20 protein-coding genes and 1 tRNA gene are annotated in these 25,787 nt (G+C 67.9%); 15 read left to right on the top strand and 6 right to left on the bottom strand.

What is annotated here, in order from left to right:
* The 3 genes from QZM72_RS33090 to QZM72_RS33080 all read left to right on the top strand — a co-directional run.
* Positions 1-449: aminotransferase class III-fold pyridoxal phosphate-dependent enzyme (locus QZM72_RS33090; protein WP_301740210.1), on the top strand; the 449-nt coding region annotated here is incomplete at its 5' end.
* A gap of 281 nt (positions 450-730) precedes the next feature.
* Complete coding sequence (locus QZM72_RS33085) at positions 731-985, top strand: hypothetical protein (protein WP_301740209.1); 255 nt, start codon at positions 731-733, stop codon at positions 983-985.
* Positions 986-1,190: 205 nt separating this feature from the next.
* On the top strand, positions 1,191-1,394 hold the full coding sequence (locus QZM72_RS33080; RefSeq protein WP_124557644.1) for a hypothetical protein: 204 nt from the start codon (positions 1,191-1,193) through the stop codon (positions 1,392-1,394).
* A 140-nt stretch (positions 1,395-1,534) separates the two neighbouring features.
* Here the strand turns inward: QZM72_RS33080 and QZM72_RS33075 are convergent.
* Together QZM72_RS33075 and QZM72_RS33070 are read right to left on the bottom strand one after the other, a co-directional pair.
* A tRNA-Val gene (locus QZM72_RS33075) sits at positions 1,535-1,609 on the bottom strand.
* Positions 1,610-1,708: 99 nt separating this feature from the next.
* Entirely contained in the window at positions 1,709-2,611 is a 903-nt protein-coding gene (locus QZM72_RS33070; protein ID WP_089467837.1) for a LysR family transcriptional regulator, read from the bottom strand.
* 175 nt (positions 2,612-2,786) lie between these two features.
* Between QZM72_RS33070 and QZM72_RS33065 the strand changes: the two genes are divergently transcribed.
* From QZM72_RS33065 to QZM72_RS33055, 3 genes are all read left to right on the top strand, one after another.
* Positions 2,787-4,538, top strand: coding sequence for an acyl-CoA dehydrogenase family protein (locus QZM72_RS33065; protein WP_301740208.1), 1,752 nt, complete (start codon positions 2,787-2,789; stop codon positions 4,536-4,538).
* Positions 4,535-5,752 (top strand): CaiB/BaiF CoA-transferase family protein, encoded by a 1,218-nt coding sequence (locus QZM72_RS33060; protein WP_301740207.1) that lies wholly within the window; start codon positions 4,535-4,537, stop codon positions 5,750-5,752. Before QZM72_RS33065 ends, QZM72_RS33060 begins: the two co-directional genes overlap by 4 nt.
* 167 nt (positions 5,753-5,919) lie before the next feature.
* A complete protein-coding gene (locus QZM72_RS33055) occupies positions 5,920-7,332 on the top strand; it encodes an MFS transporter (protein WP_301740206.1) in 1,413 nt (470 codons plus the stop codon).
* Positions 7,333-7,551: 219 nt separating this feature from the next.
* On the opposite strand, the gene QZM72_RS33050 is transcribed toward QZM72_RS33055, so the two are convergent.
* Positions 7,552-7,827, bottom strand: a complete 276-nt coding sequence (locus tag QZM72_RS33050; protein ID WP_009692666.1) for an oxidative damage protection protein — start codon at positions 7,825-7,827, stop codon at positions 7,552-7,554.
* Positions 7,828-7,878: 51 nt separating this feature from the next.
* Positions 7,879-9,258, bottom strand: a complete 1,380-nt coding sequence (gene argA / locus QZM72_RS33045) for an amino-acid N-acetyltransferase (protein ID WP_089467834.1) — start codon at positions 9,256-9,258, stop codon at positions 7,879-7,881.
* 23 nt (positions 9,259-9,281) lie between these two features.
* Between argA and hrpA the strand changes: the two genes are divergently transcribed.
* The 5 genes from hrpA (at position 9,282) to QZM72_RS33020 (ending at position 17,435) form a co-directional block, all read left to right on the top strand.
* The gene (gene hrpA, locus QZM72_RS33040) at positions 9,282-13,487 is read left to right on the top strand and encodes an ATP-dependent RNA helicase HrpA (RefSeq protein WP_301740205.1); all 4,206 of its coding nucleotides are present in this window, start codon (positions 9,282-9,284) and stop codon (positions 13,485-13,487) included.
* 201 nt (positions 13,488-13,688) lie between these two features.
* Positions 13,689-14,678, top strand: coding sequence for a beta-propeller fold lactonase family protein (locus QZM72_RS33035; RefSeq protein WP_089467832.1), 990 nt, complete (start codon positions 13,689-13,691; stop codon positions 14,676-14,678).
* 16 nt (positions 14,679-14,694) lie between these two features.
* Positions 14,695-15,669 carry a sterol desaturase family protein gene (locus QZM72_RS33030; RefSeq protein ID WP_301740204.1) on the top strand — a complete coding sequence of 325 codons (975 nt, stop codon included), beginning with the start codon at positions 14,695-14,697 and terminating at the stop codon, positions 15,667-15,669.
* A gap of 126 nt (positions 15,670-15,795) precedes the next feature.
* Positions 15,796-16,623, top strand: a complete 828-nt coding sequence (locus QZM72_RS33025) for an EI24 domain-containing protein (RefSeq protein ID WP_301740203.1) — start codon at positions 15,796-15,798, stop codon at positions 16,621-16,623.
* Positions 16,620-17,435 (top strand): molybdopterin-binding protein, encoded by an 816-nt coding sequence (locus QZM72_RS33020; protein ID WP_301740202.1) that lies wholly within the window; start codon positions 16,620-16,622, stop codon positions 17,433-17,435. The genes QZM72_RS33025 and QZM72_RS33020 overlap by 4 nt, the downstream gene beginning before the upstream one ends.
* 122 nt (positions 17,436-17,557) lie before the next feature.
* Here QZM72_RS33020 and QZM72_RS33015 read toward each other — a convergent pair whose 3' ends face one another.
* Positions 17,558-18,022 carry a rhodanese-like domain-containing protein gene (locus QZM72_RS33015; protein WP_301740201.1) on the bottom strand — a complete coding sequence of 155 codons (465 nt, stop codon included), beginning with the start codon at positions 18,020-18,022 and terminating at the stop codon, positions 17,558-17,560.
* Positions 18,023-18,428: 406 nt separating this feature from the next.
* Between QZM72_RS33015 and glnA the strand changes: the two genes are divergently transcribed.
* From glnA to QZM72_RS32995, 4 genes are all read left to right on the top strand, one after another.
* Positions 18,429-19,844: a type I glutamate--ammonia ligase gene (glnA, locus tag QZM72_RS33010; protein ID WP_017331833.1), complete on the top strand. Its 1,416-nt coding sequence runs from the start codon at positions 18,429-18,431 to the stop codon at positions 19,842-19,844.
* Positions 19,845-20,004: 160 nt separating this feature from the next.
* Complete coding sequence (glnL, locus tag QZM72_RS33005) at positions 20,005-21,147, top strand: nitrogen regulation protein NR(II) (RefSeq protein WP_179233407.1); 1,143 nt, start codon at positions 20,005-20,007, stop codon at positions 21,145-21,147.
* A gap of 37 nt (positions 21,148-21,184) precedes the next feature.
* Positions 21,185-22,699, top strand: a complete 1,515-nt coding sequence (gene ntrC / locus QZM72_RS33000; protein ID WP_301740200.1) for a nitrogen regulation protein NR(I) — start codon at positions 21,185-21,187, stop codon at positions 22,697-22,699.
* A 92-nt stretch (positions 22,700-22,791) separates the two neighbouring features.
* Positions 22,792-24,900, top strand: coding sequence for a prolyl oligopeptidase family protein (locus QZM72_RS32995; RefSeq protein WP_301740199.1), 2,109 nt, complete (start codon positions 22,792-22,794; stop codon positions 24,898-24,900).
* Positions 24,901-24,923: 23 nt separating this feature from the next.
* On the opposite strand, the gene xth is transcribed toward QZM72_RS32995, so the two are convergent.
* The gene (xth, locus tag QZM72_RS32990; RefSeq protein WP_089467989.1) at positions 24,924-25,700 is read right to left on the bottom strand and encodes an exodeoxyribonuclease III; all 777 of its coding nucleotides are present in this window, start codon (positions 25,698-25,700) and stop codon (positions 24,924-24,926) included.
* Positions 25,701-25,787 lie beyond the last annotated feature (87 nt).

Raw genomic sequence — 25,787 nt, 5'->3', positions numbered from 1 at the left:
CGATCATCGACAACGGCGAATTCAATCACGGCCTCACGTATTCGGGCCATCCGGTGGCGGCGGCCGTCGCGGTCGCGAACCTGAAGCTGCTGCGCGACGAAGGCATCGTCGAGCGCGTGAAGACCGATATCGGCCCGTATTTCCGGCGCCGGTTGCGCGACACGCTGGGCGACCATCCGATCGTTGGCGAGATCTCGGGGGGCGGGCTGGTCGCGGGCGTTCAACTGGCGCGCGATCGTGAGCGGCGCGAGCGTTTCGATGCGAGTGTCGATATCGGCACGATCTGCCGCGACTTCTGCTTCAACGGCAACCTGATCATGCGCGCGACTGGCGACCGGATGCTGCTGTCGCCGCCGCTCGTGATCCGCGAGGCGGAGGTCGACGAGATCGTCGACAAGGCGAAGCGCGCGTTCGATGCGACGGCGGAGCGGGTGGGGGACGTGCGGTAAACAGGGCGGACCTGCGTGAGGAGGGCGCGGCGTCGAATGACGCGGCGCCCGTATCGCGCCGGGCACGCGCGACGCCAAAACGAAAAGGGCCTGCGTCGTGAGACGCAGGCCCTTGAATTCTTTGGTGGGCGCCGTCGCAGGTAAAAGGCGAATCGGGCTTGTTCTTTCGTAGCGTCAATGAAACAAACTGCCGCTGGTTTAGTGAAGTGCCTGTCAACGGTGACAGGTAGGCCGACGTGACCGGTATGCGAAAATTATGCGCTTGATCCGGAGCGTTGCCCATGCCGACATGCCCGAGCTTCTTTGAAGCCTTCCAGACGAACATGACCGCACTGCATATGCCCGTTCCGACAACGCTTTTCGCGACGCTACAAACGTCGGTTGCGGCTGTCAGTACGATGATGGGGACGCTAAAGGCGCTTGGCCCCGACGCGACGGTGGGCGAAATGCTCGGTGCGACCACGCTAGTCGAAAAGGTCGGTGTTGTCGGCTCGATCCTTGGCAGCGCTACCTGGGCGCGGTCATCGGTAGCCTGATGGTCGCAACCGATTCGACATTAGCTTGCGGCGCAGGCAAGGGCAACGCGAACACGTCGCTTGCAGTCGCTCGATGGGGCACACGCTATGGGCTGACGATTCATCCGCTCGTCATGGCGCAAATCCTGCGGCATCCGGAGGTTCTCGCGCCCGGCCCTCATAGCTATTTCGGGTTGAAGATGAACACGGCGATCCGAGGTGCGCGATGAAGTGGATTGCCGACCGCCTACTTCTCATCGGCACGGCGATAGTCTGTTTCGCCGTTGCTTGGGCCATCATCGCCGGAACCGGCGAATGGTTCCCCACCGTCATGATGCTGATCGCGTTCGCAACGCTATGGGGCGATAACGCCCGCCTGCGAAAACTACTCGAACAAAACGGCATCGATCCGCGACGGCGCAAGCGTTAATACGGGAATCGTAAGGGGCGGTGCGCGGAAACGTGATGGCGTTGTGAGCGGGTTAGGCTTAGAGTCACCGCAAAAGAAAAAGGCCCTCGGCTTACGCCTGAGGGCCTTTGTTCTTCGGGCTTCACACACCGATGAATCCTTGGTGGGCGGTACTGGGATCGAACCAGTGACCCCTGCCGTGTGAAGGCAGTGCTCTACCGCTGAGCTAACCGCCCAAAGAAGAATCAAATTATGTCAGAGCTTTTGGGGTTCGTAAAGCCCTTTCTGCAAATTTTTTCAAATGCCCCGCAACCACCGGTTCGCCGGCCGCGTGCTCAGCCCGCGAGCGCGGGCAGTGCGTCGATCGATGCGCGCACGTAGTCGGCAAAGCGCAACGCCACCGGTTCGGCGGTGCCGCTGCGTTTCAGCGCGAGCGTGCGCGATTCGAGCGACGCGTCCTTCAGCGGCACGAACGCGAGCCGGTCGCTTTTCGCCTGCTGCAGCACGCGCGGCACCAGCGCGATACCCATCCCGAACTCGATCATCGACAGGATCGTCTGCCACAGCCGCGCCTCGTGGCGGATCAGCGGACTGAACCCGGCGTTCACGCACTGCGCGATGATCAGGTCGTGATAGTGCGGCGCGGCGTCGCGCGGAAACAGGATGAACGGTTCCGCGGCCAGCGCGGCGAGTGCGACCTGGCGGCGCCGCGCGAGCGGATGCGCCGCGGGCAGGCAGCACACGAACGGCTCCGCATAGACGGGCACCGATTCGACGTCGGCTGGGAAGCGGCCCCAGTGCGCATAGCCGAGATCGATCTGGCCGCGCTGGATCGCCTGCACCTGCGCGTGCGTGTTCATCTCGCTCAGCACGACCTCTACGCCCGGATAGTCGGCCTCGAAGCGCCGCACCGCATCGGGCAGCCCGCGATACAGCATCGAGTGGACGAAGCCGATCCGCAGCCGCCCCCCGAGGCCGGATGCCGAACGCACCGTGAGCCGCTCGGCTTCGGCCGCCTGCAGCAACAGTCGGCGTGCTTCGCCGAGCAGCACCTCGCCCGCGTTGGTCAGCGCGACGGTCTTGTTGGTGCGCGAGAAGAGTTGCACGCCGAGTGCGTCCTCGAACTTGCGGATGTCGAAACTCAGCGCCGGCTGCGAGATGAACAGGCGCTTCGCCGCGCGCCCGAAATGCAGCTCCTCGGCGACCGCCACGAAGTAGCGCAACTGCCTCAGTTCCATGGTGTCTCCTCCCGGCGTCGACATCGATAAGCGATATCTATCGTACCGGACAAATCCTGTATTGGACGCTTATCGACTGCACGCCTACGCTCTCCGGAAGGCTTGATGCAGGACCAGCCGGCCGTGGGTGGCACGCGGCCCCGGCAACTGCGCAGGCAACCCAGGAGACGCATGCATGAACGACACCGCTCGCACGCCGGACGCCGGCGCATCCAACATCCCCGACAGCCGGGGCCTCAATTTCTTCACCGTCGATCCCGATCTCGGCGCGTTGCTGAAGCTGCATCTCGGCGACGCGCACTATGCCGAACTCGAGCCGCGGCTGCGTGCGCTCGGCGCGCGCGTATCGGGCGAGCTCGACGAATGGGCGTCGCGCGCGGACAAGCATCCGCCCGTGCTCGAGCATCGCAACCGGCGCGGCGAGGCCGTGCAGCGGATCGACAAGGATCCGGCGTACGTCGCGCTCGAACGCGTCGCGTATGCGGAACTCGGGCTCGCGTCGCTGAGCCATGGATCCGACACCGTGCCGCCGCTCGTCAAGTACGCGCTGACGTTCCTGTTCGTGCAGGCGGAATTCGGGCTGTGCTGCCCGGTCAGCATGACCGATTCGCTGACGCGCACGCTGCGCCGTTTCGGCGATCCCGCGCTCGTCGCGCGCTACCTGCCGAGGCTCGCGTCGCGCGACTTCGACACGCTGTATCAGGGCGCGATGTTCATGACCGAGCAGGCGGCCGGCTCCGACGTCGGCCGGATCGCGACGCGCGCGACCTGCGAAACCGACGCGCACGGCGAGACCGTCTGGCGCCTGACCGGCGACAAGTGGTTCTGTTCGAATGCGGACGCCGATCTCGCGATGGTGCTCGCGCGGCCCGACGGCGCGCCGGACGGCATCAAGGGCCTCGCGCTGTTCCTGCTGCCGAAGACGCTGCCGGACGGCACGCGCAACCGCTACCGGATCGTGCGCCTGAAGGACAAGCTCGGCAGCCGTTCGATGGCGAGCGGCGAGATCGCGCTCGAAGGCGCGCAGGCCTGGCTGATCGGCGAGATCGGCCGGGGCTTTCACCAGATGGCCGACATGATCAACATGTCGCGTCTGTCGAACGGCGTGCGCGCGGCGGGGCTGATGCGGCGCGCGCTGAACGAAGCGCTGCACGTCGCCGCGCATCGAGAGGCATTCGGCCGCAAGCTGATCGAGATGCCGCTGATGCAGCGCCAGTTGATGAAGATGCTGCTGCCCGCGGAGGCCGCGCGCGCGATGTTCATGCAGATCGCGATGCTGCTGCCGCAGGCCGATGCAGGCGACGAGCAGGCCGCGCGCTGCGTGCGGATCCTGACGCCGCTGATCAAGTTCCGCGCGTGCCGCGATGCGCGCCGCGTGACGGGCGATGCGATGGAAGTGCGCGGCGGCACCGGCTATATCGAGGAATGGAGCGACGCGCGGCTCGTGCGCGACGCGCACCTCGGATCGATCTGGGAAGGCACGAGCAACATCGTCGCGCTCGACGTCGCGCGCGCCGCGCAGCGCGAGCATGCGCTCGACGCGCTGCGCACGTTCCTCGGCGATCGTCTGGGCGCGGCGCCGCTGCCCGACGCGAGCCGCACGGCGCTGCGGCGCATTCTTGCGCGGGCGTGCGATGCGCTCGCACGGGTCGCCGGGGAAGGCGACGACGCGCGTGTGCGGCAGGCCGCGTCCGCGCTGTATTACGCGAGCGCGGCCGTGTTGATGGCCTGCGAGGGCGCACGGCTCGCGCCGGATTTCAGGCGTCTCGCGCTCGCGCACCTGATCGTGCGGCACAAGCTGTTGCCGGTCGATCCGCTCGCGCCGGCATCGCGCGACGATGAATCGGCTGCGTCCGATGCGCTGCTGCGCGGCACGCCGGTGCCGCTCGACATGGCGCTCGATCTGCTGCCGGAGGTCGAGCGATGAGCACGGCGACCGAGAACACTCCGCGCGGCGCGCTGCACGGCCTGAAGGTCGTCGACCTGAGCCGCGTGCTCGGCGGCCCGTACTGCACGCAGGCGCTCGCCGACCACGGCGCGACGGTGATCAAGATCGAGCCGCCCGACGGCGACGAGACGCGCGGCTGGGGGCCGCCGTTCCTTGGCGAGACGGCCTGGTATTTCATGGGCGTGAACCGCAACAAGGAAGGGCTCGCGCTCGACCTGTCGCGCGACGAAGGGCGCGCGATCCTGTGGCGGCTGCTCGAAAGCGCCGACGTGCTCGTCGAGAACTTCAAGCCGGGCACGCTCGCGCGCTGGGGGATGGACTACGCACGCGACCTGCAGCCGCGCTTCCCGCGCCTGATCCATTGCGCGGTGACGGGCTTCGGCGACGACGGCCCGCTGGGCGGGCTGCCGGGCTACGACGCGGTGATTCAGGCGATGGCCGGGCTGATGAGCGTCAACGGCGAGCGCGATGGCGCCGCGACGCGCATCGGTTTGCCGATCGTCGACATGGTCACGGGGCTCAACGCGCTCGCCGGCATCCTGCTGGCGCTCGCGGAGCGCGACAAGAGCGGCCGCGGCCAGTCGATCGACGTGGCGCTGTACGACTGCGGCGTGTCGCTGCTGCATCCGCATCTGCCGAATTTCTTCGGGTCGGGCCGCGTGCCGGAGCGCAGCGGTAACGCGCATCCGAACATCGCGCCGTACGACAGCTACCGCACGGCGACCGTGCCGATCTTTCTCGCGGCCGGCAACGACCGGCAGTTCGCGCGGCTCGTCGCGCATCTCGGCGCGCCGGCGCTCGCCGACGATCCGCGCTTCGTCGACAACCGCAGCCGCTGCGCGCACCGGCCGGAGTTGAAGGCCGAACTGGAACTGCGGCTCGCCGCGCATGCGTGCGAGCCGCTTGCGCGCGACCTGATTGCGGCCGGCGTGCCGTGCGGGCCGGTGCGCACGGTGGCCGACGTCGCGCACGATCCGCATGCGCTGCATCGCGAGCTGTTCGTCGAGATCGGCGCGTATCGCGGCACCGCGTCGCCGGTGAAGCTGTCGCGCACGCCGGCGACCTACCGGTCGGCGCCGCCCGCGCTCGGCCGCGACACGCGCGCGGTGCTCGACCGGCTCGGCGTCGATCGCACGCTCCAGCAGCAACTGCTCGATGCCGGCGTGCTGAAGGTCGCGCCGGACGAGACGTGACGGGCGAGGGCACCTGCGGACGAGCGCCGTCCCGAACCGACCGATCGCAACGTCAGCGTCAACCCCAGGCAACGCAACGTAGCGCAACCCCGCCAGCCGGCGGCGCAAGGCCGGCCAACCGGCCGCGCTCGACAGCCGCGCCGCCGATCACAAACTTGGAGACATCGATGAGCCGTCCGCAATCCTCGCCCGCCGCACCGCCGCGGCCCGGCCGCGCCGCCCTCGCGGCGTTCGTCGGCACCACGATCGAGTGGTACGACTTCTACATCTACGGCACGGCCGCCGCGCTCGTGTTCGGCAAGGTGTTCTTTTCCAGCACGATGGATCCCGGCGTCGCGACGCTGCTCGCGTTCGTCACGTTCTGGGCCGGCTTCGCCGCGCGGCCGCTCGGCGGGATCGTGTTCGGCCATCTCGGCGATCGCGTCGGCCGCAAGACCGCGCTCGTGATCACGCTGGTGATGATGGGGCTCGCGACGACCGGCATCGGCCTGCTGCCCGGCTACGCGTCGATCGGCGTCTGGGCGCCCGCGGGCCTCGTCGTGCTGCGCGTGCTGCAGGGCATCGCGGTCGGCGGCGAGTGGGGCGGCGCGGTGCTGATCGCGAGCGAGAACGCGCCGAAGCATCGCAGCATCCTGTATGCGGCGTTCGCGCAGCAGGGCTCGCCCACCGGCAACCTGCTGGCCACGGCCGCGTTCTTCGCGCTGAGCGCGCTGCCGACGCCGTCGTTCCTGATGTGGGGCTGGCGCATTCCGTTCCTGCTGTCGGCCGTGCTCGTGATCATCGGGATGGTGATCCGGTTGCGGCTCGAGGAGTCGATCGACATGCAGCGCGTGCTTGCGCGCAAGCGCACGGTGAAGCTGCCGCTGCGCGACGTCGTGCGCGACCACTGGGTCGTCGTGCTGCTGGCGGCCGGCACGCTGCCGGTGATCAACGTCACGTATTTCCGCAGCACGTTCGCGCTGTCGTGGGCGACGAAGACGCTCGGTTACGCGCAGGGCACGTTCCTCGGCATCCTGTCGATCTCGCTCGTCGTGCAATTCCTGATGCAGCCGGTCGGCGCGTGGTTCGTGTCGAAGGTCGACATGCGGCGCGCGATGTGCTGGATCCTGATCCCGGAAATCGTGCTGATGCCCGTGATGTTCCATGCGCTCGCGACGCGTTCGTACTGGGTCGCCGTCGCGGGCATGTGCATCTCGACGATTCCGTCGGCGATGTTCTACGGCGCGGTCGGCGGGGTGCTCGCGCGCGTGTTCCCGGCGAACATCCGCTACACGGGCCTGTCGCTCGCGTATCAGTTGAGCGCGCTGGTCGTCGGCGGCGGCACACCGGTGCTCGCGCAGGCGATCCTCAATGCGACCGGCAGCATCGTCGGCGTCGCGATCGCGTCGGGGCTGTACGCGCTCGTGTCGCTTGCCTGCATGCTGGTGCTGCTGAATCGCACCGGGTATCGCGCCGACGAGCTGTCGAGCGCCGAGCGCAGCGATGCGGCCGAGTGGGGTGTCGAGAGCACGGGGGCGGGAAGCCCCGCGGGCGAAGCCGTGCAACCGGACGATCGCGGCACGTTGAAACCGGCGGGTTGAGCCGGCAGGCATGGCGTCATGCGATGCGGTGAGGTGAGGTGGCGATGCGGCGATTCCACGGCATCGGGCGTCGGACGGCCCGCGTCGCGTTGCCTTCGCGCGCGTCGGATCACGCATCCCAAAAGCAAACGGCACCGTGCGATACACGGTGCCGTTCGGGCGTTTGCTTCACATCGCGACGACGCCGGCACGGCCGGCCGTCTCGCGTCGCGTCGTCGCTCAGCCTTCCGTCGGCGGCACGTAGCCGGACGCCTGGTCCGCGCCCTCGCCGAAGAAGTACTTCTCCGTCTGCTTCATCAGATACTGGCGCGCGCGCGGGTCGGCCATGTTCAGGCGGTTTTCGTTGATCAGCATCGTCTGCTGCTTGAGCCAGCCTTGCCACGCTTCCTTCGAGACGCTCTCGTAAATGCGCTTGCCGAGTTCGCCCGGCAGCGGCGGGAAATCGAGGCCTTCGGCTTCCTTGCCGAGCTTCGCGCATTGGATCATTCGAGCCATCGTGTACTTCTCCTGTAATCGGTCTGGGGGGAAGGGCAGGCGTGCCTGCGCTCAGAGCTGCTTCATCAGCACGAGCGACTTGCGCTGCCAGTTATAGAGTTTGCGACGGTCTTCCGGCAGGTCGTCGACGCTGACCTTGACGAAGCCGCGCTTGAGGAACCAGTGCTCGGTGCGCGTCGTGAGCACGAAGATGTGCGTGAGGCCGCGCGCGCGGGCGCGCTGCTCGATGCGCTTGAGCAGGCGTTCGCCGTCGCCCGAGCCTTGCGCTTCCGGCGCGACCGTCAGGCACGCCATCTCGCCGATCTTTTCCTGCTGATACGGATACAGCGCCGCGCAGCCGAACAGCACGCCATCGTGCTCGATCACCGAGAAGTGGTCGATGTCGCGTTCGATCTGGTGGCGGCCGCGCCGCACCAGCGTGCCGTCGGATTCGAGCGGCTCGATCAGCGACAGGATGCCGCCGACGTCGTCCGGCGTCGCCTCGCGCAGGCTTTCGAGGTTCTCGTACGAGATCATCGTGCCGACGCCGTCGTGCAGGAACAGTTCGAGCAGCATGCTGCCGTCGAGCGATTGCGGGATCAGGTGGGCGCGGGTCACGCCGCCGCGGCATGCGCGGATCGAATGCTTCAGGAAGAACCCGTCGTCGCCCTGGATGTTGCCGGAATCGAGCAGCTCGGCCGCCGCGTCGAGCGACATTTCACGCACCAGCTCGCCTTCGTCGTCGACGATGCCGGGCCCTTCGGTCAGGAAGATGATCTTGTCGGCGCGCAGCGCGATCGCGGCCGCCGACGCGACGTCTTCCATCGACAGGTTGAACGCCTCGCCGGTCGGCGAGAACCCGAGCGGCGACAGCAGCACGAGCTTGCGGCTCGCGAGCGAATGACGGATCGATTCGGCATCGATCTTGCGCACGATGCCCGTGTGCGCGAAATCGACCCCGTCGAGAATCCCCACCGGCCGCGCGGTCACGAAGTTGCCCGACACGACGCTGATGTGCGCGTGCGCCATCGGCGAGTTCGGCAGACCCTGGCTGATCGCGGCCTCGATGTCCAGACGCACTTCGCCGGCCGCTTCCTTCGCGGATTCGAGCGCGCGCGCATCGGTGATGCGCAGCCCGTGCGAAAACTCGGATTCGACGCCGTGCAGGCTCAGTTGCTCCTCGACCTGCGGGCGCGACCCGTGCACGAGCACGATCTGGATGCCCATCGCCTGCAAGAGCGCGATGTCGGACACGAGCGCGTTCAGCAGCCCCTGCTGCACCACCTCGCCGCCGAACCCCACGACGAACGTGCTGTTGCGGAACTTGTGGATATAGGGCGCGACGGAGCGCATCCAGTCGACGAACTGCGCGTGGCTGGCGGCCGAATCGTCGGCTACCGGCGGCGTCGCGGCGCCGGTCTGGGCGGGAGGGAGGTCGGTTTGGGAATTCATGGGCGGGATTATAATGCGCCCCCATGTCGAATGTTTCTAAAAGTCCCGCGCCGACGCGGGCCAATACGCCGTCGGCGAAGCACCCGGATGGTGCGGCCGATGCGCGCGAGCAGCAAGGCCAGCCGCCGCGCCGGCAGCAGGACAAGCCGGCGGGCCAGCCGGCACCCGCGCCGCGCGGGCCGCGCCATGACGAACGGCGCGGCGACGCGCGCCAGCCGGCGGCGAAGGGCGCGCAGCAGCCGGCGGGCGAGCGCGCCCCGCGCCGCGAGCGTGCGCCGCGCGCCGCCGTTCCGCCGAATGCCGTCCCGCCGATCACCTACCCCGAAAGCCTGCCCGTGTCGGGCAAGCGCGACGAAATCGCGCGCGCGATCGCCGGTCATCAGGTTGTCATCGTCTGCGGCGAAACCGGCTCGGGCAAGACCACGCAGTTACCGAAGATCTGCCTCGATCTCGGCCGCGGCCTCGGCGCCGGCGGCACGGGCCTGATCGGCCATACGCAGCCGCGGCGCCTGGCCGCGTCGTCGACCGGCCGCCGGATCGCCGAGGAACTCGGCACGCCGTTCGGCGAGGTGGTCGGCTACAAGGTGCGCTTCACCGACAACCTCGCGCCGGGTGCATCCGTCAAGCTGATGACGGACGGCATCCTGCTCGCCGAGACGCAGACCGATCCGCTGCTGAAGGCGTACGACACGCTGATCATCGACGAGGCGCACGAGCGCAGCCTGAACATCGACTTCCTGCTCGGCTACCTGAAGGAAATCCTGCCGCGGCGGCCGGACCTGAAGCTGATCGTCACGTCCGCGACGATCGACGCCGACCGCTTCGCGCGCCATTTCGGCACCGACGAACGTCCGGCGCCCGTGATCGAGGTGAGCGGGCGGCTGTATCCGGTCGAGATGCGCTATCGGCCGGTGGCCGAGGATCGTCCTGCGGTGAAGAACGCCGAGGGCACGGGCGGCCGCGATCGCGTGAAGACCGCGCGCGAAGCCGAGCGCGACCTGATGGACGCGATCGTCGACGCGGTCGACGAGCTGTGCCGCGAAGGCCCCGGCGACGTGCTGGTGTTCCTGCCCGGCGAGCGCGAGATTCGCGAGGCGGCCGAGGCGCTGCGCAAGCACCATCCGCCGCACACGGAGATCCTGCCGCTGTTCGCGCGGCTGTCCGCGGCCGACCAGGACAAGGTGTTCAAGGCGTCGAACGCGCGCCGGATCGTGCTCGCGACCAACGTGGCCGAAACGTCGCTGACGGTGCCGGGCATCCGCTACGTGGTCGACACCGGCCTCGCGCGCGTGAAGCGCTATTCGTACCGGAACAAGGTCGAGCAGTTGCAGGTCGAGTCGATCTCGCAGGCCGCCGCGAACCAGCGCGCGGGCCGCTGCGGCCGCGTGGCCGACGGCGTGTGCATCCGCTTGTACGAGGAAAGCGACTATCAGGCGCGCGCGCGCTTCACCGATCCGGAAATCCTGCGCTCGTCGCTCGCGTCGGTGATCCTGCGGATGAAGTCGCTGCACCTGACCGCGATCGAATCGTTCCCGTTCCTCGAACCGCCGCCCGGCCGCGCGATCGCGGACGGTTATCAGCTGCTCAACGAACTGGGCGCGGTCGATGACGACAACGCGCTGACGCCGCTCGGCCGCGAGCTTGCGCGGCTGCCGCTCGACCCGCGCGTCGGCCGGATGATTCTCGCCGCGCGCGACCAGCAGTCGCTGCGCGAGGTGCTGATCATCGCGAGCGCGCTGTCCGTGCAGGACCCGCGCGACCGTCCGATCGAAGCGCAGGAGCAGGCCGACCAGGCGCATCGCCGGTTCGCCGACGAGCGCTCCGAATTCCTGCAGTGGTTGAAGATCTGGGCGTGGTTCGAAGAGGCCGTCGCGCACAAGAAGTCGAATCGCCAGTTGATCGACGCATGCCGGCAGAATTTCCTGTCGCACCTGCGGCTGCGCGAGTGGCGCGACGTCCATTCGCAGTTGCTGACGGTCGTGCGCGAGCACGGCTGGCGGCTCAACGAAGTCGAGGCCACCTACGAGCAGATCCATCTGGCCCTGCTGACGGGTCTGCTCGGCAACCTCGGGATGAAGGCCGACGACGATCCGCACTACCTCGGCGCACGCGGGATCAAGTTCTACCTGTGGCCGGGCTCCGCGCTCGCGAAGAAGGCCGGCCGCTGGGTGATGGCGGCCGAGCTCGTCGAGACGAGCCGGCTGTACGCGCGCTGCCTCGCGAAGATCGAGCCGGAGTGGGTCGAGAAGATCGGCGCGCACCTGCTGAAGAAATCGCTGTCGGAGCCGCACTGGGAGAAGCGTCCGGCGCAGGTCAGCGCGTTCGAGCGTGCGACGCTGTACGGGCTGCCGATCTACCACCGGCGGCGCGTCGCGTTCGGCAAGCAGGACCCGGCGCGCGCCCGCGAGCTGTTCATCCGCGGCGCGCTGGTCGAAGGCGAATTCGACACGAAGCTGCCGTTCTTCGCGCACAACCGCAAGCTGCTCGCCGATATCGAGCAGCTCGAGCACAAGTCGCGCCGCCAGGACGTGCTGGTCGACGACGAACTGATCTACGCGTACTACGACCACGCGATTCCGGAAGGCATCCATACGGGCGCCGCGTTCGAGCGCTGGTATCGCGACGAGGTGAAGAAGGGCGGCCAGCCCGACGACAAGCAGCGGCTGCTGTATCTGTCTCGCGACGACCTGATGCGCCACGAGGCGGCCGGCGTGACGACCGACCTGTTCCCGAAGCGCGCGACGATGGCCGGCGTCGAGATGGCGCTCACGTACCACTTCGAGCCCGGCACGCCGCGCGACGGCGTGACGCTCGCGGTGCCGCTCTACGCGCTGAACCAGGTCGACGCGCGCCGTTGCGAATGGCTCGTGCCCGGCATGCTGAAGGAGAAGGTGCAACTGCTGCTGAAGTCGCTGCCGCAGAAGCTGCGCCGGCACTGCGTGCCGCTGCCGGAGTACGCGGCCGGCTTCGTCGAGCGGATGGGGCGCGAGCGCTTCGGCGCCGGCGGGCTCGTCGAGGCGCTGATCGCCGACGTGCGCGGCGAGACGCAGGTCGCGATGAAAACGGCCGACTTCAAGCTCGAGACGTTGCCCGCGCACCTGTTCATGAATTTCAAGGTGATCGACGAGCACGGCCGCCAGCTCGCGATGGGGCGCAACCTCGCGCAGCTTCGCCAGGAGCTGGGCGCGCAGGCGCAGCAGCAGTTCCAGAAGATCGCGGCGGCGTCGACGATCGCGACCGGCGGCGACGCCGGCGCGGGCGACGCAGGCGACACGCCGGCGCCCGCCGCCGCGCCGGGTTCGGCGGCGAAGGGCGGCAAGCCGGGCAAGGGCGCGGCGCCGCAGACGGCCGCCCCGGCGGAAGGCGGCGCGACCGCGCTGTACGAGAACCTGACGACGTGGAATTTCGGCAAGCTGCCCGAGCTGCTGGAAATCCGCCGGCGCGGCCAGACGCTGTACGGCTACCCGGCGCTCGTCGACCGCGGCACGCATTGCGACGTCGAGGTGTTCGATTCGCCGGAGGAGGCCGCGCGCATCCACCGGGCCGGTTTGCGGCGGCTGTTCGCGCTGCAGCTGAAGGAGCCGATCAAGTTCCTGGAAAAGAACCTGCCGGGCCTGCGCGAGATGGCGATGCAGTACATGTCGCTCGGCACGCAGGACGAGCTGCGCGACCAGTTGATCGACACGGCGCTCGACCGCGCGTGTCTGCAGGACCCGCTGCCCGACGACGACGCGAGCTTCCACGCGCGCCGCGACGAGGGCCGCAGCCGCCTGAACCTGCTCGCGCAGGAAATCGCGCGGCTCGTCGGGCAGATCCTGGCCGAATACGCGGGCCTCGTGAAGAAGCTCGCGCAGGCGAAGCCGTTCGCGCAGGCCCATGCGGACCTGCAGCAGCAACTGGCCGCGCTGGTCGGCAAGCGCTTCGTGATCGATACGCCTTACGCGCAGCTTGCGCACTTCCCGCGCTATCTGAAGGGCATCGCGCTGCGGATCGACAAGCTGAAGGCCGATCCGGCGCGCGACGCGAAGCAGTCGGCCGAGCTGCTCCCGCTCGCCCAGCAGTACCAGCGCGCGGTGTCGCAGCGCGGCGGCGTCGCCGATGCGCGGCTCGCGGAATTCCGCTGGCTGCTCGAGGAATTGCGGATTTCGTTGTTCGCGCAGGAACTGCGCACGCCGATGCCGGTCTCTGTCAAGCGCCTGCACAAGGTCTGGGAGTCGATGCAGCGCTAGCGCGACATCGGTTGGCCGGGCTGGACGGGCGGCCGGCCCGGGCTCGCACCGCGGCGCCGGCGGCAGTAGCTCGTCCGGCCGCCGCGGCGTGCGGCGAGGTGACGCAACGGCGGCGCAAAAGCGGTGCAACACCGGCATGGGTCAACCGGAGGGGCCCGCCGAACGTTCTACAATGACAGCTGTTCCACGACGTGAGTCTTCATGCGCACTTTCCTTTCCTTCGGCCGCACGCTTGCGCTGGCCGCCGCCGTGCTGGCGCCCGCCGCACACGCGAATAACGTGATCGTCCTCAATTCGGCCGAAGCGACGCTTTCCCTGATCGACGAGCAGACCCGCGAAGTCGTGTCCACGATGCCGACCGGCAAGGAACCGCACCACTTGATGGCGACGCCCGACAATTCGTCGCTGATCGTCGCCAATTCGGTCTCGAACAGCCTGATGTTCGTCGATCCGAAGACGGGCAAGCTGCAGCGCACGGTCGAAGGCATCGAGGATCCGTACCAGCTCGGCTTCTCGCCCGACAAGAAGTGGTTCGTGTCGACCGGGCTGCGCCTCGACCGGCTCGACATCTACAGCTACGACGGCCGCGACCTGCATCTCGTGAAGCGCCTGCCGCTCGCGGTGATGCCGAGCCACCTCGCGTTCACGAAGGACAGCAAGACGGTGCTCGTGTCGCTGCAGGTGTCCGGCGAGATCGCGGCGGTCGACCTTGCGACGCAGACGGTCAAGTGGAAGATGCCGGTCGGCAAGGTGCCGGCGGGCCTGTGGATGACGCCCGACGACAAATACCTGCTGGTCGGCATGACCGGCGCCGATTACGTCGCGGTCGTCGACTGGCGCAATCAGAAGGTCGTGAAGACGATTCAGACGGGCAAGGGCGCGCACAACTTCCGCTCGCTCGCCGACGGCACGCACGTCGCGATCACGAACCGGGTCGCGAATACGATCAGCATCATCGACGAGATCACGCTCACCAAGGTCGGCGACATCACCGGCCTGCTGCCGGGCCCGGACGACATGGAGCTGTCCGCCGACAAAAAAACGCTGTGGGTGACGTTCCGTTTCGCGAAGAAGGTCGGGATCATCGATCTGGCGTCGCGCAAGCTGGTGCAGACGATCGCCGTCGGCCGTTCGCCGCACGGCATCTACTTCTACGACCGCGCGCCGTGGAAGGCGGCGAACGGCGCGTGACGGGCGGAGGCGAACGATGCTGCACCTGATCGATGCGTTCGTGTCGGACGTCCAGACCTGGCTGTACGTCGACGTCGTGCAGCCGTTCCTCTTCAAGTTCAACCTGATGGACTACGACGAGGACACCTACGACGCGCTGTACTGGGTGATCGTCGGCGCGCTGCAGATGGTGCTGATGTTCGCGCTGCTGCGCCCGCTCGAGGCGCTGCTGCCGGTCGAGCGCTGGAAGAACCGCCGCGCGGTGCGGGTCGACGTGATCTACACCGCGATCTCGAAGCTCGGCATCTACGCGCTGTTTTTCTTCTTCGCGCTGCAGCCGGTATTCGACAACCTCCAGGCGTGGCTGCGCCTGCACGGCGTCGCGAACGTGAACCTCGACTATCTGTGGCCGGGCGTGACCTCGCGGCCGATCGTCGCGTTCGCGATCTACCTCGTCGTGCTCGACTTCGCCGGCTACTGGTATCACCGCTGGCAGCACAAGTTCGGCATCTGGTGGGAGCTGCACGCGGTCCATCACAGCCAGCGGCAGATGTCGCTGTGGTGCGACGACCGCAACCACCTGCTCGACGACGTGCTTCAGTCGTGCTTCTTCGCGGCGATCGCGCTCGTGATCGGCGTGACGCCGTCGCAGTTCGTCGTGCTGACCGCGGTCACGAACTTCCTGCAGAGCATCCAGCATACGAATGCGCGGCTGTCGTACGGCCGCATCGGCGAGCGCCTGCTCGTCAGCCCGATCTTCCACCGCCGGCACCATGCGGTCGGCTATGGCCACGAAGGCACCAAGTACGGCTGCAACTTCGGCGTGCTGTTCCCGTGGTGGGACATGATGTTCGGCACCGCGTCGTGGAACCGCACGGTCGAGCCGACCGGCATCCGCGAGCAGGTCGAGGGCGTGTCCTACGGCGACGGCTTCTGGTCGCAGCACGGCCTCGCGTTCGTGCGGATCTTCCGGCGCCTGTTCTCCGCCAAGCGCGGCGCGGCGTCCGCCTGATCCCGAGCGGGCCCGTCTCCCGTTGAACGACTTTCCCATGCGGCCCGCCTGCGCTTTGGCGCACGCGGGCCGCGTGGTTTATCCTTTCCCCGTTTTTCTCCGTCAATCCAGATTTCATAGGCTCGCATGAACGACCTGCTGCGTTCCTTCGTCCGGGCGCTCGCCAGCGCGCTGCACCCGCGCATGCTGTGGCTCACCCTGATGCCGTTCGTTGTGTCGGCGCTGCTGTGGGGCGTCGTGCTGTGGTTCTCGTGGCAGACGCTGCTGGATCTCGCGCGCGGCGCGCTCGACGGTTTCGTGCTGACGGCCGCGCTGTATCGCGCGTTCGATGCGATCGGCATGTCGCAGCTGCATGCGGTCGTCGCGCCGTTCGTGGTCGTATCGCTCGCGATTCCGCTGATCGTGCTGACCGTGCTGCTGCTGATCGCGACGATCTCGATGCCGGTCGTGATCAAGCACCTGTCGAACCGGCAGTTCGCGGCGCTCGAGCCGAAGCGGGGCGGCACCTTCTTCGGCAGCGTGGTCAATTCGCTCGGCGCGGCGATCGTCGGCGTCGTGCTGCTCGTCGTCACGATCCCGCTGTGGCTGATCCCGCCGTTCTTCGCGCTGCTGCCGCCGGTGATCTGGGGCTGGCTCACGTACCGCGTGATGACCTACGACGCGCTCGCGCTGCATGCGAGCCGCGACGAGCGCCGCGCGCTCGTGCGCCGGCACCGCTGGCCGCTGATCGGCATCGGCGTCGCGACCGGGCTGCTCGGCACCGTGCCGACCTTCGTGTGGGTGTCGTCGGTCTGGATGATGGTGCTGTTCCCGTTCGTGGCAGCGGCGATGATCTGGGTTTACGCTTTCATCCTCGTCTTCTCGGCGCTGTGGTTCGGGCACTACTGCCTGCGCGCGCTGGAAGACCTGCGCGCCAGTGCGCGCGCCACCGCAATCGACATGGGGCAGGCATGAGCATCGGCATCATCATCATCGGCGACGAAATCCTTTCGGGCCGCCGGCAGGACAAGCATCTGGCGAAGGTCATCGAGCTGCTCGGCGCGCGCGGGCTCGCGCTCGACTGGGCCGAATACGTCGGCGACGATCCGGCGCGCATCACCGCGACGCTGGCGCGCGCGATCGCGTCGGGCGACATCGTGTTCTCGACGGGCGGGATCGGCGCGACGCCGGACGACCATACGCGCCAGTGCGCGGCCGCCGCGCTCGGCGTGCCGCTCGAGCTGCATCCGGACGCGAAGGTGCTGATTGCGGAGCGCATTCGCGAAACGCACACCGACCCGGCCACGCCGGTCGACTTCGAGTCGCCGGAGAACCAGCATCGCTTCAACATGGGCGTGTTCCCGGCCGGCGCGACGATCATCCCGAACGGCTACAACCGGATTCCGGGCTTCTCGGTCGGGGATCTCCACTTCGTGCCGGGCTTCCCGGTGATGGCGTGGCCGATGATCGAATGGGTGCTCGACACGAAGTACGCGCATCTGCATCACGCGACGCCGCATGCCGAGCGCTCGCTGTATGTGTTCGAGCTGCCGGAATCGACGCTCACGCCGTTGATGGAGAAGATCGAGCGCGATTTCCCGGGCGTGCGCGTGTTCAGCCTGCCGAGCGTCGGCGACGCGGAGCGCGGCGGCATCTATGCGCGCCGTCACATCGATCTCGGCGTGAAGGGCGAGCCGGAAGCGGTCGCGGCCGCGTTCGTGAAGCTGCGCGAAGGCGTGCACCTGCTCGGCGGCGACGTCGTGGAGCCCGATACGCCGCGCGCGTGAGCGGCGGCCCGCAACGACACGGCCGCACCAAAAGCAACGGGCCGCGCAATGCGGCCCGTCATCGGCATGTCATCGCCCGGCTCGACGATGAGGCTGTCGCAACCGGTGGGCGCGGCGCGCCGTCAGGCGCCGATCCATGGCAGTTTGCGGAAGCACCAGCCGTCGACCGTCTTGCGGTGGCCTTCGGCGTCCTTCGCGCCTTCGAAGCCTTCGAGCAGGTCGAACGCCTTCGTGAAGCCGGCCTGCGCGGACGCGACCGCCGCGAGCTTCGAGCGCGCGGCGCTGCGGCACAGGAACAGGATGGGCGTATCGGCCGGGAGGGCCGCCTTCAGTTCGTTGACGAATTCGGCGTTCGGCACGCCGCCTGGGTAGCGCGTCCATTCGACGTGCAGGTACTGGCCGTCGCCGACGAGCGGGCGGCCGATCCAGTCGAGTTCGGCGCGCGTGCGCACGTCGACGAGGCGCGCCGACGGGTCGAGCTGCAGCAGTTCGAATGCCTCGACCGGCAGCAGCGCGCCGGCATAGTCGAGCGCGCCTTGTGCGCGGCGTTCGTCGGCCTTCGCGTAAAGCTGGTCCAGCGTACTCATGGCGGGGAGTCTCCGTATCGGTCAAACGGTCATTCTAGCGCGACGGCGCCGCACGGAAGTCCGCATGCGGCACGGTGCGCGTGGCGGCCACGGGATCACCAAAAAGGTGCAGAATGGCCGGTGTGCACCAGAATGGACGCATGGCGCCGACGGATCCACCGGATTGCACCATTTCGGTGCTATGGCGTATGCGCCGGTGCGGCGCCCGGCCCCGGAATCGCGCAACGAAGCTCCGCTGCGGCGCGGGCCGGCGTGATTCGCGTCGGTTTTGCGATGGTTGGCACGGAAGCTGCTATATAGAATTCGGTCGAATCGGGGCGCGCTGCGCCAAAGCAAGACCCCGGTCAGCTCGATAAACGAGGCGGTTTCCCAGGCCGCCGGAATTGTTCAATCAGGAGAAGAGGTTATGAGTAAAACCGTCGCCGACGTCATGCAGCTCGTGAAGGACGAGGACGTCAAGTTTGTCGATTTCCGCTTCACGGATACGCGCGGCAAGGAACAGCACGTGTCGGTGCCGGTTTCGGCGTTTGACGAAGACAAGTTCGAAAGCGGTCATGCATTCGACGGTTCGTCGATCGCGGGCTGGAAGGGCATCGAGGCGTCGGACATGCTGCTCATGCCGGATCCGAGCGCTGCCTTCGTCGACCCGTTCTACGAAGAGTCGACCCTCGTGCTGACCTGCGACGTGGTCGAGCCGGCCGACGGCAAGGGCTACGAGCGCGATCCGCGTTCGCTCGCGAAGCGCGGCGAAGCGTACCTGAAGAGCACGGGCATCGGCGACACGGCGTACTTCGGTCCGGAACCGGAATTCTTCATTTTCGACTCGGTCCAGTGGAACACGGACATGTCGGGCTGCTTCGTGAAGATCAACTCGGAAGAAGCGCCGTGGTCGGCAGGCAAGGAATTCGAAGGCGGCAACACGGGCCACCGTCCGGGCACGAAGGGCGGCTACTTCCCGGTCGCGCCGGTCGACACGTTCCAGGACATGCGTTCGGAAATGTGCCTGCTGCTCGAACAGCTCGGCATCCCGGTCGAAGTGCACCACCACGAAGTGGCGGGCCAGGGCCAGAACGAAATCGGCACGAAGTTCTCGACGCTGGTTCAGCGCGCCGACTGGACGCAATGGTCGAAGTACATCATCCATAACGTCGCGCACTCGTACGGCAAGACGGCGACGTTCATGCCGAAGCCGGTGGTCGGCGACAACGGTTCGGGCATGCACGTTCACCAGTCGATCTGGAAGGATGGCCAGAACCTGTTCGCGGGCAACGGCTACGCCGGCCTGTCGGAACTGGCGCTGTTCTACATCGGCGGCATCATCAAGCACGCCCGTGCACTGAACGCGATCACGAACCCGACGACGAACTCGTACAAGCGTCTGGTCCCGCACTTCGAAGCACCGGTCAAGCTCGCTTACTCGGCACGCAACCGTTCGGCATCGATCCGCATTCCGCACGTGTCGAACCCGAAGGGCCGCCGTATCGAAACGCGCTTCCCGGATCCGATGGCGAACCCGTACCTGTGCTTCACGGCGCTGATGATGGCCGGCCTCGACGGGATCCAGAACAAGATCCACCCGGGCGAAGCCGCGGACAAGAACCTGTACGACCTGCCGCCGGAAGAGGATGCAAAGATCCCGACCGTGTGCGCGGGCCTCGACCAGGCACTCGAAGCGCTCGACAAGGATCGCGAATTCCTGACGCGCGGCGGCGTGTTCACCGACGGCATGATCGACGCGTACCTCGCGCTGAAGGAGCAGGAGCTGGCGAAGTTCCGCATGACGACGCACCCGATCGAGTTCGAGATGTACTACTCGCTCTAATCGGCGATGGCGCTTCGATTCAGCGCCGTCATGCCGGTTCGTTCCCGTCGCGCGGCTTGCGGCGGGAACGGCGGAGTCTGAAAGGGGACGGCGTCCGGCCGTCCCTTTTTTGTTCCGACGATTTTCATTTTCTGCCCGGTGAGGCGCGACAAGCACGCAGATGGTTCTGAAGAATCTGATCAAGGCGAAAACGGGGCAGCCCGAACGACTGACGGACGACGAGCGGCTCGCGCGCTCGGGTCTGCTGGCGGGGCTCGAAGCGCTGCCGACGGTCGTGATCGTGCTCGACCGCAAGACGCTGCGGGTCGCGTTCGCGAACCCGTCCGCGGAGGCGATGCTCGACATCTCGCGGCGGCAGCTCGCGCAGCGGCCGTGGGGCGAGATTTTCCCGAACGCGAACGAGCTCGCGTCGACGATCACCGCGATCGGCCAGGAACGCTTTCACGCGACGCACCTCGATACCGTGCTCGACCGGCCCGGCCGCGAACCGCTGCACGTGCATGCGATCGTCGGCTTCCTCGAGAACGCGCCCGATTTCGTGCTCGTCGAGCTGTTCGAGAACGAACGGCAGTCGCGCACCGATCGGGAAGAGCGCATCCACGACCTGACCGCGGTCAACAAGCAACTGATCCGCAACCTCGCGCACGAGATCAAGAACCCGCTCGGCGGCATTCGCGGCGCAGCCCAACTGCTCGAATTCGAACTGGGCGAGCGCGAGCGCGGCGAGTTGCGCGAATACACGCAGGTGATCATCAAGGAGTCCGACCGCCTGCAGACGCTCGTCGACCGGTTGCTGGAGCCGCACCGGCATCCGCACATCGTCGGCGACGTGAACATTCACGAAGTATGCGAACGCGTGCGCGCGGTGATGCTCGCGGAATTCCCGCGCGGGCTCACGATCGAGCGCGATTACGACGTGAGCGTGCCGGACCTGCGCGGCGACAAGGAGCAGTTGATCCAGGCGCTATTGAACATCGTGCGCAACGCGGCGCAGGCGCTGCGCGAACGGATCGCGCAGGGCGACGCGAAGATCGAGCTGCGCACGCGCATCGCGCGCAAGATCACGATCGCGAAACGCCTGTACAAGCTGGCACTGGACTTGCACGTGGTCGATAACGGGCCCGGCATTCCGGAGGAGATCCGCGACCGGATCTTCTACCCGCTCGTGTCCGGACGCGACGACGGCAGCGGCCTCGGCCTCACGCTCGCGCAAACCTTCGTGCAGCAGCACGACGGGATGATCGAGGTCGAAAGCCGGCCCGGACGTACCGAATTTCAGATTCTGCTGCCGCTCGACCATTGAGCGGCAGCATTGCGATTCACCCATACCTGACCGACCTATGAAGCCGATCTGGATAGTAGACGACGACCAATCGATCCGCTGGGTGCTTGAAAAGGCACTCGCCCGGGACAGCTTCGCGACGAAGAGCTTCGCGAACGTGCGCGACGCGCTGGCCGCGCTCGACCACGAGACGCCGCAGGTGCTCGTGTCCGACATCCGGATGCCGGGCGGCTCGGGCCTCGAGTTGCTGCAGGCGATGCACGAGCGGCTGCCGGGCCTGCCCGTCATCATCATGACGGCGTTCTCCGATCTCGACAGCGCCGTCGCGGCGTTCCAGGGCGGCGCGTTCGAATATCTCGCGAAGCCGTTCGACGTCGACAAGGCGGTCGAGCTGATCCGTCGCGCGGTGGAAGAAAGCCTGCGCGGCGGTGCGCCGCAGGACGAGCGCGTGGCCGAGGCGCCCGAGATGCTCGGCCAGGCGCCCGCGATGCAGGACATGTTCCGCGCGATCGGCCGGCTGTCGCATTCGGCCGCGACGGTGCTGATCACCGGCGAATCCGGCACCGGCAAGGAGCTCGTCGCGCGGGCGCTGCACCGTCACAGCCCGCGCGCGAACGGGCCGTTCATCGCGCTGAACACGGCGGCGATTCCGAAGGACCTGCTCGAATCCGAACTGTTCGGCCACGAGCGCGGTGCGTTCACCGGCGCGCAGACGACGCGGCAGGGCCGCTTCGAGCAGGCCGAGAACGGCACGCTGTTCCTCGACGAAATCGGCGACATGCCGTTCGACCTGCAGACGCGCCTGTTGCGCGTGCTGTCGGACGGGCAGTTCTATCGGGTCGGCGGCCACAACCCGCTGCGTGCGAACGTGCGCGTGATCGCGGCGACGCACCAGAATCTCGAGTCGCGCGTGCGGCAGGGGCTGTTCCGCGAGGACCTTTACCACCGGCTCAACGTGATCCGGCTGCGCCTGCCGCCGCTGCGCGAACGCAGCGAGGACATCGCGCTGCTCACGCGCCACTTCCTGCAGAAGAGCGCGCGCGATCTCGGCGTCGAGCCGAAGCGCGTGTCCGACGACGCGCTCGCGTACCTGACGTCGCTGCCGTTTCCCGGCAACGTGCGGCAGCTCGAGAACCTCGCGAACTGGCTGACCGTGATGGCGCCCGCGCAAACGGTCGAGATCAAGGATCTGCCGCCCGACCTCGTGCCGGCCGGTGCGCCGGTCGTCGCGACGGGCGACGGCGCGGACGTGCACGGCAGCGGCAGCCACGCGACGGCGGCGCCTGCCGCGATCGGTGCAGCCCCGACGGCCGCGCCCGCCGCCAGCGCGGCGAACGGCGGCGCGCCGGCCGGCTACCCGCTGTGGGAGCACGGGCTGCGCACCGAAGTCGCGCGGTTGTTGCGCGAGAACTCGACCGACGTGATGGACGAACTCGCACGCCGCTTCGAGGCGGCCGTGATCCGCGAGGCGCTCGACTTCACGCGCGGCCGCAAGGTCGAGGCCGCGGAGCGGCTCGGCATCGGCCGCAACACGATCACGCGCAAGATCCAGGAACTCCATCTGGAGCCCTGACCGAGCACGATCCGCGGCATGTGCGGGCCCGCGCATGCCGCGATCGGACATAATCGCGGTTTGCACGCAGCTTGCCATTCCGCCGATCCTCCATGTCCGATTCCTTCCGCTGGCCCGCCGGGGCCGACCCGTTCCGTTTCCTCGAAGCGCTCGACAGCAAGCGCGCCCGCACGTGGGTCGACGAGCAGAATGCGCGCACGCGCGCCGCGCTGCGCGACGACGATGAATATCGCGCGCTGACCGCGCGTCTCGCGAAAGCGTATCTGCCGCGCGAACGCCCGGTGATTCCGACCCGCTGGCGTGACTGGGCGTACGACCTGTGGCAAGACGATCTCCATCCGAAGGGACTGTGGCGCCGCACGCGCTGGGCCGACTGGCGGGCCGGGCAGCCGGCGTGGGAAACGCTGCTCGACGTCGACGCGCTCGGCGCGGAGGAGGGCGAGTCGTGGGTGTTCGAGCAGGACGCGATCCTGTATCCGGACGGCGATCGGGTGCTGCTGTCGCTGTCGCCGGGCGGCGCCGACGCGGTCGTCGTGCGCGAATTCGATCTCGTCGAGCGCCGTTTCGTCGACGGCGGTTTCACGATCGACGCGCCGGGCCATCACACGGTCGGCTGGATCGACCGCGACACCATGTACGTGAGCTGGGATCGCGGCGAAGCGCATGCGACCGCGGCCGGTTATCCGTATGAAGCGCGGCGCTGGGTGCGCGGCACCGCGCTCGCCGATGCGCCCGTCGTGTTCAGCGGCGAGCCGGACGACATCAGCGCCGGCGCATGGTACGACCCGATCGACCGCCGCCATGTCGCGTGGCGCAGCGTCGACTTCTTCGACGCGCACGCGTACCGGCTGACCGACGCGGGCGAATGGGCGCGCTACGACGTGCCGACGCATGTCGAAGTCGGGTTCTGGGAAGGCTGGCTCGTGCTGGAGCCGCGCCTCGACTGGGATTGCAACGGCGTGCGCCACGCGGGCGGCTCGCTGCTCGCGATCCGCGAGCAGGCGTTCCTCGCCGGCGCGCGCGAATTCACGACACTGTTCGCGCCGCAGCCGACGACGTCCGCCTGCACGTGGACGCACACGCGCACGACGCTGATCGCGAGCTGGCTCGACGACGTGCACAACCGTACGATGCTGTGGCAGCCGCGGCAGGCCGACGACGGGTCGTGGACGTGGGACGCGCGGCCGTTCGACTGGCCGGGCGACGCGCAGATCGACGTCGAACCCGTCGAGTCGACGTTGAACGACGAGGTGTACGTCGACGTCGACACCTATCTCGATCCGCCCGAATGCTGGCTCGCCGACCTTGCCGATCGCGCGGCCGATGCGCGGTCGCGCCGCGTGCTGCTCGACCGGCCGCCGGTGCAGTTCGACGCGGCCGGGCTCGTCGTGCGCCGCGCGAGCGCACGTTCGCGCGACGGCACGGTGGTGCCGTACACGCTGATCGGGCCGCGCGATGCGCTCGATGCACCGGAAGGCGTGGCGCGCATCGCGCGGCCGTGCCTGCTGTCGGGCTACGGCGGCTTTGCGATTCCGAACCTGCCGGGCTACAGCGATGCGTTCGGGATCGGCTGGCTCGAGCGCGGCGGCGTGATGGCGTTCGCGCACATCCGCGGCGGCGGCGAGTTCGGGCCGCGCTGGCACGTCGACGCGCAGCGCGAACACCGGCAGCGTTCGTTCGACGATTTCATCGCGGTCGCCGAGAATCTGGTCGCGACCGGCGTGACGCGCGCCGCGCAGCTCGGGATCGAGGGCGGCAGCAACGGCGGGCTGCTGGTCGCCGCGTGCATGATGCAGCGGCCCGAGCTGTTCGGCGCGGTGCTGTGCCGCGTGCCGCTGCTCGACATGCAGCGCTATCCGAAACTGCACGCGGGCGCCGCGTGGCTCGATGAATACGGCGACCCGGACGATCCGCGTGAAGGCGCGGCGCTGGCCGCGTATTCGCCGTATCACCGCGTGCGCGAAGGCGTCGCGTATCCGCCATTGCTGCTGACGACGTCGACGCGCGACGACCGCGTGCATCCCGCGCATGCGCGCAAGATGGCCGCGCGCATGCAGGCGCTCGGTCACGAACGGGTGTGGTACTGGGAGAACACCGACGGCGGCCACGGCAGCGCCGACGATCTCGAACGCGCGGAAGCCGACGCAGCCGAATTCGGTTTCCTGTGGGCCCATCTCGGGCCGGCGCCCGCGCGGCGCTGATCGCGCGCGGGCCGCCTGGACGATCAGCCGACGATCGCGACGACGGGCGTGTGGTCGGACGGCTGTTCCCACGTGCGCGGCACGCGATCGACCTCGCACGACGTGCAGGTCGCCGCGAGCGCCGGCGACAGCAGGATGTGGTCGATGCGCAGCCCCGCGTTGCGGCGGAACGCCATCATCCGGTAGTCCCACCACGTGAAGGTTTTCTCGGGCTGTTCGAAACGGCGGAACGCATCGACGAAGCCGAGTTCGATCAGCTGCGCGAAGTGCGCGCGCTCCTGCGGCGACACGAGGTTCTGGCCTTCCCATTTCGCGGGATCGTGCACGTCGCGGTCTTCCGGCGCGATGTTGTAGTCGCCGAGCAGCGCGAGCTTCGGGTAGCGCTGCAGCTCGGTGCGCAGCCACGCCTGCAGCGCGTCGAGCCACTGCATCTTGTAGACGAACTTGTCGGAGTCGAGCGCCTGGCCGTTCGGGAAGTACGCGGACACGATGCGCACGCCGTCGATCGTCGCGGCGATCACGCGCTGCTGCGAATCGTCGAAGCCGGGGATGTTGCGCACGACGTCCGATTCGTCGACGGCGAGCGTGTCGCGCGCGAGGATCGCGACGCCGTTGTAGGTCTTCTGGCCGGTGAACCAGCTGCGGTAGCCGGCCGCCTCGAGATCGGCGCGCGGGAATTTCTCGTCCGGCAGCTTCAGTTCCTGCAGGCACAGTACGTCGGCTCCGCTTTGCGCGAGCCAGTCGAGCACGTGCTGTTTGCGGACGTTGAGCGAGTTGACGTTCCAGGTGGCGATTTTCATGAACGGGAAGGGTGCGTGCGGCGTGAATGCGAAGGCCGCCATCTTACCGCGAGCATGGGGTGCGAACGCGCGCGTCATGCGGGTTCG

The sequence above is a fragment of the Burkholderia sp. AU45388 genome (assembly GCF_030481585.1).
GTDB lineage: Bacteria > Pseudomonadota > Gammaproteobacteria > Burkholderiales > Burkholderiaceae > Burkholderia > Burkholderia sola.
Note: the sequence above shows the minus strand (reverse complement) of the source record. Positions and strands in the feature narration are given on the sequence as shown.